The following is a 14530-nucleotide window of genomic DNA, read 5'->3' on the forward strand; positions in this document are numbered from 1 at the left end:
GCTTAAAGCAATTAATTATGCTTCTGCTAACATTTTTTCTCCAGCATCAATTGCTTCTTGAATTGATCCTTTTAAGTTGAATGCTGCTTCAGGATATTTATCTAATTCACCATCCATAATCATGTTGAATCCCTTAATAGTGTCTTTAATATCTACTAATACACCTGGAATTCCTGTGAATTGCTCAGCTACGTGGAATGGTTGAGATAAGAAACGTTGTACACGACGTGCTCTATGAACTACCAACTTATCTTCTTCAGATAATTCTTCCATACCTAAGATTGCAATAATATCTTGTAATTCTTTATAACGTTGTAGTATTTCTTTTACTCTTTGTGCACAGTTATAGTGCTCATCTCCTAAAACATCAGCAGTTAAAATTCTTGATGTAGAATCTAATGGGTCTACCGCTGGATAAATACCTAACTCAGCAATTTTACGAGATAATACTGTAGTAGCATCTAAGTGAGCAAACGTTGTTGCTGGTGCTGGATCCGTTAAATCATCCGCAGGTACATAAACCGCTTGTACAGATGTAATAGATCCTTTCTTAGTAGAAGTAATACGCTCTTGCATTGCTCCCATCTCTGTTGCTAATGTTGGTTGATATCCTACCGCTGATGGCATACGTCCTAATAAAGCCGACACCTCTGAACCTGCTTGTGTAAAACGGAAGATATTATCTACGAAAAATAATACATCTTTCCCTTGTGCTTCACCAGCTCCGTCACGGAAATACTCAGCAATTGTTAATCCAGATAAAGCTACACGAGCACGTGCTCCTGGTGGCTCATTCATCTGACCGAATACGAAAGTTGCTTTAGAATCTCTCATTCCTGGTTTATCAACTTTAGATAAATCCCATCCTCCATCTTCCATAGAGTGCATAAAATCATCACCATATTTGATAATTCCAGACTCTAACATTTCACGTAATAAATCATTACCTTCACGAGTTCTTTCACCTACACCTGCAAATACAGATAAACCTCCGTGTCCTTTTGCAATATTGTTAATTAACTCCTGAATTAAAACTGTTTTTCCTACTCCTGCTCCTCCAAACAATCCAATTTTACCTCCTTTTGCATAAGGTTCAATTAAATCAATTACTTTAATCCCTGTAAATAGTACTTCGGTAGAAGTTGATAATTCTTCAAATTTTGGTGCTTGACGGTGAATCGGTAAACCAGCTTCACCTTCTTTAGGTAAATCTCCTAATCCATCAATTGCATCTCCTGTTACATTAAATAAACGACCGTAGATATCATTACCTATTGGCATTTGAATTGGGTTACCTGTAGCAATTACTTCTTGCCCCCTTTGTAAACCATCAGTTGCATCCATAGAAATGGTACGAACTGTATCTTCACCAATGTGTTGTTGAACTTCTAAAACTAAAGTTGAACCGTCTGCTTTTTTAATTTCTAACGAGTCATAGATCTTTGGTAATTCAGCATTTTCTGTATTAAACTCAACATCGATTACTGGACCAATAATTTGAGAAACTTTACCTGTTATTGTAGACATTACTATATGTAATTAAAGTTATTTTATTTACTATATGAGTTTTAACTCATTTTTTCAAGGTGCAAAGGTAATTTTTTTAGTGGAATTTAAAAAACCTTTCGTAAGTATTTTTACATAAAAAAAAGCCTCACAAATGTGAGGCTTTTATTGATATTGTGATTGCAATTAAATTACTTTACTAATTTAATCTCAACACGTCTGTTTTCAGCTCTACCAGCTCTTGTTTTGTTATCAGCGATTGGATAATCTTCACCAAAACCTGCAGAAGTTAATCTTTTTGAATCAATTCCACCTTTAGTGATTAAGTAATCTAAAACAGCCTTAGCTCTTTTTTCTGATAATCTTTGGTTTAACTTGTTTGACCCTGAACTATCAGTGTGACCTTGAATGCTAAAGTTAGCTTTTGGGTACTCCTTCATAATTCCTGCGATTAAATCTAATTTACCAGTAGTACCAGTTCTAAAAGAAGTTTTTCCTGAATTAAAATAGATAGCTCTTGCAAACTCGTTTAATTTCTTAACAGCTTCTTCCTTAATTACTACTTCAGGACATCCGTTGTTAGATGCTACACCTGCTTCATTTGGACATTTATCGTCTTTGTCTAATACTCCGTCTCCATCAGTATCTGGCCAAGGACAACCATTGTTTGCAGCTGGACCAGCAGTATTTGGACACTTATCTTTTCCGTCTACAACACCGTCTCCATCAGCATCTGGACATCCGTTGTTAGCTTTAGTTCCTTTTTCAGTTGGACAAGCATCATCTTTATCAGCGATACCATCTCCATCAGCATCAGGACAACCATTTAAAGCAGCTAAACCAGCAACTTCTGGACATGCATCGTCAGAATCTTTAATTCCGTCTCCGTCAGTATCAGGACACCCGTTGAATTCTTTTAATCCAGCAACTTCTGGACATGCATCTTCCTTGTCATATACACCATCTCCGTCAGTATCTTTTCCTCCGAATTTAAATACTAAACCAATAGAGTGTTGGAAGTGATCTTGCACCTTATCAGCAAATTCTTTTTTCCCTCCAGATTGGAAGTTTAACCCTAAGTTATCGTTAAACCAAGTATTAAATCCTAAACCAGCATTTAACATTCCTTCTCCTTCGTCAGCTAAAGAAGTATAACCTCCACCAACATATACATAAGGATCGAACCATCCTGTTTCACCGAATAAGTTGTTTAAGTCATACTTTACGTTAGCATCGATAGCCCAGTAAAGCTCATCCATATCATCCTCCTCACGGAAAGTTTCAATTTTATTTAATGATCCTGCTAATTGTAATGTAAACCCATCGTTTAAGTATCTATCAACAGTTACTCTTGAAATTGATGGTAAGATATTCCAGTCACTAGTACCGATGTAATCTTTAGCATAATCTCCAAATTTCGTAGGAATCCTAACGTCTACTGCGTTAACTCCGAAACCAACCGCCCAAGGGTTGTCTGAATCCTGTGCGCTAACGTTTACAGCAGCAAACGCAAATAAAGCCATCACAGCTAATTTTAATTGTTTCATTATTAAAAATTTAAATTAAAAGTTCGTTTATATATTACGCAAATGTAAGTTGTTCAAACTTATTTACAAAAACAAATCTACAAAAACTTACAATAAATACAAGTTTTTGAAGGACTAATTTATATCACTTTCAGCTCTTTCCCAACCTTTACAAATGCTTTTATAGCCTTGTCTAGATGGTCTTTATCATGAGCTGCAGACAACTGTACTCTAATTCTTGCTTGTTCTTTTGGAACTACTGGATAAAAGAAGCCAATGACATAAATGCCTTCTTCTAACAACCTATTTGCCATTACTTGTGATAATTTAGCATCGTACAACATAACTGGAACAATTGCAGCATCAGCTCCTACTAAATCAAACCCTGCTTTTTCCATTTCAGTACGGAAATAGTTAGTATTCCACTCTAGTTTATCACGCAATGTAGTATCATTAGCTAATAAATCAAATACTTTTAAAGATGCTCCTACAATAGCAGGTGCTAATGAGTTTGAAAATAAATATGGACGTGAACGTTGGCGTAAAATTTCTATAATTTCTTTCTTTCCTGTGGTATATCCTCCCATAGCTCCACCAAGTGCTTTCCCTAAGGTTCCTGTAACAATATCAACACGATCCATTACATTTTTTAACTCTACAGTTCCTCTACCTGTTTTTCCAATAAACCCAGCTGCATGACATTCATCTACCATTACCATAGCATCGTACTTATCTGCTAAATCACAAATTTCATCTAACTTCGCTACGATTCCGTCCATAGAAAAAACTCCATCAGTTACAATAATTTTAAAACGATGTCCTTGCTTATTTGCCTCAATTAATTGCTCTTCTAATGATGCCATATCGTTATTATCATAACGATAACGTGCTGCCTTACACAAACGCACTCCATCAATAATAGATGCATGGTTTAAACTATCAGAAATAATAGCATCTTCTTTGGTTAATAATGGCTCGAAAACACCTCCATTGGCATCAAAAGCTGCTGCATATAAAATAGTGTCCTCAGTAGTATAAAAATCAGCAATCTTTTTTTCTAGTCGCTTGTGAATATCTTGCGTTCCACAAATAAAACGTACGGATGACATTCCAAAACCATGCGTATCCATTGTGTCTTTTGCTGCTTGAATTACTTCTGGATGATTTGATAACCCTAAGTAGTTATTAGCACAAAAGTTAATCACTTCTTCTCCTGTAGATATTTTTATCACTGCGTCTTGTGATGAAGTAATAATTCGTTCTGACTTATATAATCCAGCATCTTTTATATCCTGAATTTCTTGTTGTAATTGTTCTTTTATTTTTCCGTACATAATTTATGTTTGAAAGTTGTTTGCTATAATGGGTCAAAGTTAGTTGTTAAACTTCTTCAACCAAAATTTCTTCGTCAATATATACAAGTAGTTTTTTCAACACCTTAAAATTCAACGCTTGTAATACTCTTCCATATCGCAATAACTGCTGATGATATGCTTTAGAGGGTTTTCCTGTTTTATAATCTATAATCACGACTTCGTCTTTCGAATAAAAAACTAACCTATCTGGAATTACTATTTGCCCATCAATATCCACAATTTCTCTTTCATTAAACACCACAAGCTCCCCAGAAAAATATTCTTTTAGCTCAGAGTGATTTGCTATTTGTTGTATATTTTTTATTACTTCAGATGATTTTTCTTGTGGCAATACTCCTTGCTGTTCATAACGATAAACCACTTTCTCAACATCTTCTTTCGTCTTTATTTCTGCCATCATTTCATGAACCAAATTACCAAACTCAATAGCTTTTCCTTGTTCTGTATCCCATAATTTTGATGCACTTGCCAGCATATATATATTATGTTCTTTCCAAGGTGTAGATATAAAGCACTCTTGTATTTGAACTCCTGATGCTTTCTCTTTTAAAATACTTACCCTTTCTTTATTTCCAAAGGAATACTCCAAAACTTCATCATTCCATTCACCTACCTTTTTTAGGTAGTTAATAAATACTCCCGAGTAAAAATTCGTATTTTCTTCTCCTTTGGATGAAATTTTATTTTCTGTTACAATATATAATTGCTCAACAGCCCTAGTGAGTGCTACATATAATAAATTGAAATTATCTAATTCCAGCTCTTCTCTTTGTTGTTCATAAATCTCAAAACCTCTATCATTCACATAATTCAACTCTTTATTAAAAGGAACGAGTAATTCTTTAAACTTGTCGTAATTCTCTGGTAATTCATTTAACCAAACCTTAGGATTTACTTGTCGGTAAATGTCCAAATCGTATGGAAAAATAACTACTGGAAATTCTAAACCTTTTGATTTATGAATTGTCATAACCTGTACCGCATTTCCACTCTCAGGAGCTACAATGCTCAGCTTATCTTTTTTTTCCGACCAATAATCTAAAAATTCTTGAATACTTGTTCCTTTTCGTTGTTGTTCTAAAACCACATCTAAAAAGAATTGCACATAGGCATCTGATGAAGCTATTAGCTGAAAACTTCTAATAATTTCCTCTATTTTCTCGTAAAATGGTAGCTGATGAAATGTAGATAAATCAAAAGATGTTCCATATTCTTTTAACTCTAAAAAGAGTTTTTCATTTGATTGACGTATTAAACTATCGATAAACAAGTGCTTATCTTTAGCTACTTTTAAATGTTCTTGCAAAAAATACAGCATTTCCAGACAGGTTTCCTTATCATTTGGATGCTGAATTACTTGCAAAACATTTACTATAAAATTGACTTTAGAACTATTTTCTAACAGTAATGTTTCCGAGGAAACTATATCAATTCCGTTTTCAGATAAGTAATTTGCTACTGCAATTCCATCTTTCTTTTTACGAACTAAAATACAAATCTCATTCAGCGTAAAGTCAGCTTCTAAATTTTTAACAAGCTCTAAAACTTTCTTTGGATACTTAATTCCTTCCTCTTCTTTATTTTCTTCTTTCCTTAAAAAAGAAAGCGAGACATATCCCCCTTTTTTAGCAGTTGTTAATTGTTTATTTCCTTCAATAAATAATTGTTTATATGATTCGTTTTGAAGAAAATTTGCTGTATGTTGAAAGAACTGATTATTAAAATTAATCACCTCAGCATAACTTCTAAAATTAGTTTCTAAAGTTTTTACTTCTTTAGAAATTTGAAACGGATTATCTTTTTCTGAACCCAATCCTATAAATTGTTCTGATTTACCTCCACGCCAACGATAAATTGCTTGTTTTCCATCACCTACCAACAACAAATTACTATTTTCTTGTGCTAGCGCATTATCTATTAGCGGTATTAAATTTTGCCATTGTAAGGTTGATGTATCTTGCATTTCATCAATAAAATAATGCATAAATCGTTGCCCGATTCGCTCGTAAATAAACGGAGCAGGTTGGTCTTTGATGTTTTCAGAAATTAAATGATTGAACTCTGCATTCAATCTTAAATTATTTTCATCTTTTAAGTGTGTTAATTCTTGATTGATATTGTTTAAAACTGCTAATGGAATAATACTTTTCAACGCTAGCTTATTCATTGAAAACTGTTGATATAACTTTTCCGATTCAGTGTATAAACTCAATAACTTTGGCAAAACTCCTTCAATAGCAGATTTTATATCCTCTGATTTTGATTTTGAATAAAAGTTACCCTCCTCAATTCGTTCCCTTAATTTACTTTGATCAAAAAACTTTGCTTTTTCAGGATTTTTAGACAGTGCTACAAAATGATTTGGCAACATTGATCGGTAAAAATCTTTATGATCTAGCTGTACTGATTGAATAGCTTGCAAAGCTTCTTCTCCAATTTCTTTCCAACGTTTTTTTATTTGCGTTTGATGTTTTGACAACTTTGTTTTTAGATTAGTAAAATCGGCAAGTTCGTTATCAGCTAGGTTTTTAAAATGCTTGGTATCATCTTCATTCAACAAAATTTTAGCAAACTCATTTAATTCACGAGAGATATCCCATGATTTATCATCATCTGCTTTATCTAGAGAAAAATCAATAAGTAATTTAGTCAACGTTTCATCACTTCCTATTTTTGAAATCAGTACATCTACTGCTTCATTTAGCAAAGAAACAGCATCCATTTCCACTTCAAAATTAAGTGGTAGCCCTAAATCATAAGCAAAACTCTTAATAATTTTATGTGTAAAACTATCAATCGTAGTAATTGAAAAAGCAGAATAATTTCGAAGAATTTCATTTAATATTTTTTTACTTCGGTCTTTTACAACACTTCTATCAAGTAATGTTTCTTCTAAAATAATCTCAAGTAAATCATTTGCTTCTCCTTCTGCAAAAGCTTGTAAGTTATCTAATACACGCTCTTTCATTTCACCAGCCGCCTTGTTGGTAAACGTAATTGCCAATATTTTTTGAAAGCGAAAAATATCTTCAGATTGCAACAAAACCTTTAGATACTCTTTAACTAATGTAAAAGTTTTACCACTACCAGCAGAGGCATTGTATACTTGAAAAGTTGACGGGTTTTCTAACAAAGTAAAATATAATTAGGTAAGCAATTTAACCAAAAAAAGATTCCCGCTTTTGCGGGAATTGTACTTTTATGTTTCATACGAGGTTTTTTCTATCCTAAACCAACATCTAACGACATCATTACTATAAACCCACCAATAAAACCTAAGGTAGCAATATCAGTATATTTATCTCGTTGGGTTTCAGGAATTACTTCTTCAACTACTACAAAAATCATCGCTCCTGCAGCAAATGCTAATGCATAAGGTAAAATTGGCGTAAAAAAAGATACCGCTACTGCACCTAGAACTGCTGCCATAGGCTCAACGATAGCTGATAATTGTCCGTACCAAAAACTTTTAAAACGACTTACGCCTTGTCTTCTTAATGGCATTGCAACTGCAAATCCTTCTGGGAAATTTTGAATTCCAATACCAATAGCTAGCGAAATAGCAGCAATTATCATTTCGGTTTGCTCTACCCCAACCATGGTTGAAGCTGCTCCAAACAACACTCCTACTGCCAAACCTTCTGGAATATTGTGTAAGGTAATTGCCAAAACCAACAAAGTTGTTTTATGCCAATTTGTTTTAACTCCTTCAACTTCGTCTTCTTTAAAATTAATATGCAAATGTGGCAACCATTTATCCATTCCAAAAAGCGCCAAAGCCCCCAGAGCAAACCCTATTGCCGAAGGAAGTACTTTTACAAATCCTTCACCCGGACTGTTATCAATTGCAGGTGATAGCAAACTCCAAAAACTTGCTGCCACCATTACTCCTCCTGTAAAACCAAGCATTCCATCTAAAACAGCTCTATTCATTTTTTTAAAAAAGAATACTAAACTTGCTCCTAAAGCAGTTAAGCCCCAAGTAAATAACGAGGCATACAATGCTGCTTGAATTGGGTGTTCTTTACCAAAACTTACTAGTTGATTAAATAAATCCATTTATAAAATTATTTCTTATTATTTGCTTAACGTGGTTTTTGAATATATAGATTGCTTGCTATTTTATTAGATACTGTAAGAGTTTTCCCGTCCATTTCTATGACTAAAGAACCATCAAAAGGCTCTTTTTCTACCACTTTTATTTGTTTCCCTAATGCTATTTCTTGCTTATCTAAAAATCGTAAAAACTCTGAAGAACTATCATCAACACCAACGCAAACACCTATTTCATTTTTCTTTAAAGTAGACAACAAACTTTTTTCTATTATTTGCAAGTTTCCTTCTTTGTCTGGAATAGGGTCTCCATGCGGGTCTCTTTTTGGATAATCTAAAAAAGCATCTAATTCGTTAATTAATTTTGGAGATTTAATATGCTCTAACTGTTCTGCTACTTCATGCACTTCATCCCAAGAAAAATTAAGCTTATCTACCAAGAAAACTTCCCATAACCTATGTTTACGAACAATATTTGCTGCTATTTTCTTTCCAAAATCAGTTAATGTTACTCCTTGGTATTTTTTATAGCTAACTACGTTTTTTTCTGATAATTTTTTAACCATATCAGTTACTGAAGATGCTTTTGTATCTAACTTCTTTGCAATCGCATTCGTGCTAATTCCTTTTTTGTAATCAGCAGCTAAATGATACATTGTTTTTATATAGTTTTCTTCAGATTGACTAAACATTATATTTTTTTTAGGTATGCAAATATATAGTTTTTGATTTAATTAAACATATTTTTAGTCAAGACTAAAAATTAATTTATATTTGCAAAAATATTTAATTTTAAAAACTGTTTAACAGTAAACTATTTTCAACATGAAAAATCATATTACCTTAGTAATTATATTATTATCAACTATTGTAAGCGGACAAACAATTAAAGGGAAAGTCACTTCATCTTCAGGAGAAACTATACCTTTCGCTAATGTATTTATAAAGGGAACAGAAAACGGAACAACTACAGATGAATCTGGAAACTACACATTAAAAACAGCTAAAAACAAATTTGTTTTAGTTGCTTCATCTATTGGTTTTTTATCAGAAAGAAAGACTATTACAATAAACGCTAACGAAGAAAAAACTGTAAATTTCATACTGACTGAAACTGCAGAAATTCTAGATCAAGTTACTGTTACTGGAACACGTACTGATAAACGCAGAACTAACAGCCCAGTTATAGTTAATGTTATCAATAGCCAAACCTTATCAGATGTACAAGCTTGTAACTTATCTGAAGGGTTAAAATTCCAAACTGGTTTACGTGTAGAAACAGATTGCCAAACTTGTAACTATACCCAACTTCGTATGAATGGTTTAGCTGGCGGGTATTCACAAATTTTAATTAATGGTCGTCCTATTTTTAGTCCGTTAACTGGGTTATATGGTCTAGAGCAAGTACCTACTAATATGATTGAACGTATAGAAGTAGTCCGCGGTGGTGGCTCTGCCTTATATGGTTCAAGTGCCATAGGAGGAACTGTAAATGTAATTACAAAAATTCCGAAGAAAAATAATTACAGCATTGGTTATACTTATCAAAATATTAAAGGAGTTTCAGATCACATAATTGCTGGAAATGCTACAATAGTAAATGAAGACAGAAATGCCGGTGCTTCGTTTTTTATCAATAATAGAAAAAGAGACCTGTATGATGCTAATGGTGATAATTTTTCTGAATTACCTGAATTGAAAAATAATTCCTTTGGAACTAATTTATTCTTCCTTCCAACAGATAATCAAAAAATAGAGGTTAACTTTAGTAAAATGAATGAATATCGTTATGGTGGTGAAATGGTAGATAAAGCTCCTCATTTTGCGCTACAATCAGAAGAACGTGTGCATGATGTTTATGTAGGAAATATTGATTATCAAATTAATTTTAATGATGATAAAAGCTCTATAATTTCCTATTTAGCTACACAATATACCGATAGAGAACACTACACAGGAATTCGCCCTGACATAAACACTCCTGAAGACACAGAACATTTAGCTAAACCACCATATGGTAACTCTACGACAACGACTTTTCAAGGAGGTTTACAATTCAATCATAAATTAGAGAAATTTTTAGGTGGAAATAATGTACTGACTTTAGGTGGTGAGTTTGTACAAGATGATGTTTTTGATGTTATAGAAGCATACGAGTACAAAGTAGATCAATTAACTCAAAACTTCGGATTCTTTTTCCAAAGCGATTGGGAAATCAACAAGCAATTAAATTTACTAACAGGTATTCGCTACGACAACCATAAATTAAACGCTTTAAAGCAAGACGGAACTGAAAAAACTATTGTAAACAACGTAGCTAGTCCACGAGTGTCCCTATTATTCAAGCCTTTTAAAAACACACAAATCAGAGGAACTTGGGGAACTGGTTTTAGAGCTCCACAAGCTTTTGACACCGATTTACACATAGCTTTTGCTGGTGGTGGAATTTCTCGAGTATTATTAGCAGATGATTTAAAAAGAGAACGCTCTAACAGCTACACACTTTCATTCAACTACGACAAGCCTACTGAGCATTATATTTACGGATTTACTTTTGAGAGTTTTTACACTAACTTAAAAGATGCTTTTTATTTAGAATCTATTGGAGAAGATGAATTTGGTGAAGTATTTGAAAAAAGAAATGGTGATGGTGCCGTAGTAAAAGGAATCACTTTAGAAACACGTTTAAACTACGATGGAATTTTACAACTGGATGCAGGCTTTACCTATCAGTCAAGCCAATATAATTCAGCCATTAATAATTCAGACGAACTACCTTTAAAAAGAGAGTTTTTACGAACACCTAATACCTATGGATATGCTACTGCAACTTATACTCCCAATCAAAAATTTAAAACAGCTTTGAATTTAGTATATACTGGAAGTATGGAAGTACTACATTTGGCTTCTCCACAAAACCTTATAAAAGACGAGTACTTTAACTCTCCTTCTTTTTTTAATTTAGGGATTAACGCTAGCTATACTTTTAATTTAGAAAAACTTAACACGAACCTAGAACTTACTACTGGAATCAAAAATATTTTTGATGAATACCAGTCAAAATTTGATATAGGTAAAGAGCGTGACAGCAATTTCATTTACGGTCCTGCTACACCAAGAACTTTTGTTTTTGGTATAAAGTTTACAAACAATTAATACTTTGATAACATATCAAAAGCCAGTTAACATTAACTAAACATTCTAATAATACAAACGTAATTTACACCTAACATTAGCTTTACTATTTAACTTGAATTTTGCGGGATAAATAAACAGAATTCAAAGATTAGAATGAAAAAAATATTATTTATAGCTTTTTTAAGCTTATGTAATCTAGCATTTTCTCAAAGCAAAGGTACTGTTACTGGTACAGTTACTGACAAAGAAATGAGTGGAGAGGCGTTACCTTTTGCGAATGTCTTTATTAAAGGAACTTCTATCGGGGGGACAACCGATATGGACGGTAAGTACACACTTAGTGTGCCTGCTGGAAACCAAACCATTGTGTTTAGTTTCGTTGGTTATCAAACTATTGAAAAACAAATAGTAATAAAAGAAAACGAAACACTTACAGTAAACCAAGAATTAGGCGCTAATGAAGGGGTAGCATTAGACGAGGTTAAAATTAACGCAACTGTTAGTAGAGAAAAAGAAACTGCTTTACTATTAGAACAAAGAAAAGCTACAGTAATTAAAGAAAGTATTGGAGCCCAAGAACTATCTAAAAAAGGAGTTTCTGATGCTGCTGCTGCGACTACAAAAATTTCAGGTGTTAATAAAAGTGAAGGCTCAGGTGATATATACATTCGTGGTTTAGGTGACAGATATTTATCTACTACTATGAATGGATTACCAATTCCTTCAGACGACGTAAGTAATAAAAATGTTAATTTAAGTTTATTCAACACTAATGTTATACAAAACGTAGGTATTAGCAAAACATACTCAACTGGAGGTTATGCTGACCAAGCATCAGGAAATGTAGATATTGCTTCTAAAGAATACACAAAAGATATGTTTTCTATAGGTATCAGTGGAGGCGTTAACACAAATGCTATAGATGTTGATAACTTCAGAAGTACTATTATTAATGATGATGTAACTTTTGGATTTCACCAAAAGAAATTTGCTCTTCAAAACCAAATGACCCTACAAGGATGGGATACTAAAAAAGGAGAAACTCCAATTAATTATGGAATCTCATTATCAGGAGCCAAAAGATTCAACTTATTTAATAAAGAATGGAAAATATTAGCTTCTGCTTCACATTCTAAATCATCTGAATACAGAAATGGTTTATTTAGAGCTTATAGATCTAATGTATTAAACAACTCGTTTACTGACGTTGAAAACTTCATTGCTAAAACAAACTCGACTGGTTACATAAGAGTTGATTTAAAGTTAAACGATAATAATAAATTAAAATACAACACTTTATTTGTTAATAAAGGAGAAGATGGATTATATGAACAAGGTAGAAATGGAGAAGGATATGTGTTTGATCAAGACCCACAAGAAAATGGGGCTTTTGTAAGAGACCAAAACTTTAAACAAACAACTATGTTTGTTAACCAATTAATGGGGGAACACAAGTGGAATAAAAACAATGAATTAAATTGGGCTGCAGGTTATAATTTTGTTTTGGCAGAAGAGCCAAACCGTATTAGAAATGAAGTAAACATTTTAGATGTTAACTCTAGTCCATTAATTCAATTCGCTCACGTTGGAGATTACCAACAAAGAAAGTCTTCTCAAAAAATTGAAGATACTGAATATAATGCTTTTATTGAAAATCACTGGTCTTTAGGTAATGTTGCTGATGAATACGAAGAAAAGCCTTATAAGTTAAACTACGGATTAAACTTCCGTAAAAAAGAAAGATCTTTTAACTCTTTATTTATTGGATTTAGAGCAAAAGATTTTACAGCTCCTTCTGTTGATCAAATTTCAGAAACATTACAACAAGGAACGAACGCTGGTTTAATTTTAAGAGAACAACAACCAGATTTATACCAAGGTGAGTTGTTGGTTTTAGCTGCTTATACCAACTTTGACTTCAAATTTGACAACAAATTATCTGGTAATATCGGCTTGCGTTTTGAGAGAGATGAAATTGACATGGCTTGGAATGTAGCTAACCGTCCTGGTAGATTTGGATCAACTAATAGAGTTTACGAAAGCTTATACCCAAGTGTAAACTTAAAATATGAATTAAACGACAGAAACTTTATCCGTTTTGCATCAAGTGTAACTCAAACGTTACCTGAATTTAAAGAATTGTCTCCTTTCGAATACGTTTCTCCAACTGGTCGTGTTATTGGGGGTAACGAAGATTTAGAAAAATCTGACGTATATAATGTTGATTTAAAATGGGAGTTTTTCCCTAGCAGAAGCCAATTAGTTTCAGCTACCGCTTTTTACAAACAAATCAACAACCCTATAAACTTAACACAAGATCAAGGTTCATCAGGTTACTTTAAATTCTTCAATACAGGTGAGCAAGCTGATATTATAGGTTTCGAAATTGAAGGTAGATTAGATCTTTTAAAGAATGAAGACGAAGAAACCGTATTAAATGCTACGGCTAACTTAACTAAGATGTGGTTTAATCAAGATTTATCTCCTAGATACCAATTTAAAGGAAAATCTGAATCTGAATTACAAGGAGCTTCAGACTTTATTGTTAATGGTTCTTTAAGTTATTCTAACAACAAAGAAAATGAATTTATCGCTACTTTAACAGGTAACTACGCTTCTGATAAGATTTATGCATTGGGTGCTCCTGAAGATTTTGACAATAGCGCTACTCTATATAATGATGAGATTATTGAAAAAGGTTTTGTAACTCTAGACCTTGTATTAAGCAAGCAAATTTTTAAAGGATTTACTGCAAAGTTAGTTGGTAAAAACTTATTAGATCCAAAAATTGAACAAACTCAATTAGTTCGTGATTTAAACACTTTAATTGAAACTAATGAAACTGTGCTGTCTTACAAAAAGGGAAGACAAGTTTCTCTGAGCTTAAATTACACATTTTAAGCTTCATTAACCTTAAATTAATATTCATTG

The 14530-nt window shown here is 32.9% G+C and carries 8 protein-coding genes; 2 read left to right on the forward strand and 6 right to left on the reverse strand.

Annotated elements, in window-relative coordinates; genetic code table 11:
• Positions 1-15 precede the first annotated feature (15 nt).
• The 6 genes from atpD to AC3VJB_RS11100 form a co-directional block, all read right to left on the reverse strand.
• Positions 16-1527, reverse strand: coding sequence for a F0F1 ATP synthase subunit beta (gene atpD, locus AC3VJB_RS11075; RefSeq protein ID WP_047790679.1), 1512 nt, complete (start codon positions 1525-1527; stop codon positions 16-18).
• 170 nt (positions 1528-1697) lie between these two features.
• Complete coding sequence (locus tag AC3VJB_RS11080; RefSeq protein WP_159488540.1) at positions 1698-3053, reverse strand: OmpA family protein; 1356 nt, start codon at positions 3051-3053, stop codon at positions 1698-1700.
• A 119-nt stretch (positions 3054-3172) separates the two neighbouring features.
• Positions 3173-4366, reverse strand: a complete 1194-nt coding sequence (gene kbl, locus AC3VJB_RS11085) for a glycine C-acetyltransferase (RefSeq protein WP_047790681.1) — start codon at positions 4364-4366, stop codon at positions 3173-3175.
• Positions 4367-4412: 46 nt separating this feature from the next.
• Positions 4413-7541: a UvrD-helicase domain-containing protein gene (locus AC3VJB_RS11090; protein ID WP_497667144.1), complete on the reverse strand. Its 3129-nt coding sequence runs from the start codon at positions 7539-7541 to the stop codon at positions 4413-4415.
• An 89-nt stretch (positions 7542-7630) separates the two neighbouring features.
• On the reverse strand, positions 7631-8467 hold the full coding sequence (locus AC3VJB_RS11095; protein WP_073182202.1) for a ZIP family metal transporter: 837 nt from the start codon (positions 8465-8467) through the stop codon (positions 7631-7633).
• 26 nt (positions 8468-8493) lie between these two features.
• Complete coding sequence (locus AC3VJB_RS11100; protein WP_047790684.1) at positions 8494-9153, reverse strand: metal-dependent transcriptional regulator; 660 nt, start codon at positions 9151-9153, stop codon at positions 8494-8496.
• A gap of 133 nt (positions 9154-9286) precedes the next feature.
• Here AC3VJB_RS11100 and AC3VJB_RS11105 point away from each other — a divergent pair, with 133 nt between their 5' ends.
• Both AC3VJB_RS11105 and AC3VJB_RS11110 read left to right on the forward strand, forming a co-directional pair.
• Positions 9287-11617 (forward strand): TonB-dependent receptor, encoded by a 2331-nt coding sequence (locus AC3VJB_RS11105; RefSeq protein WP_167712840.1) that lies wholly within the window; start codon positions 9287-9289, stop codon positions 11615-11617.
• Positions 11618-11752: 135 nt separating this feature from the next.
• Positions 11753-14500: a TonB-dependent receptor gene (locus tag AC3VJB_RS11110; RefSeq protein WP_167712838.1), complete on the forward strand. Its 2748-nt coding sequence runs from the start codon at positions 11753-11755 to the stop codon at positions 14498-14500.
• Positions 14501-14530 lie beyond the last annotated feature (30 nt).

This window comes from Tenacibaculum sp. TB-53 (genome assembly GCF_059716285.2).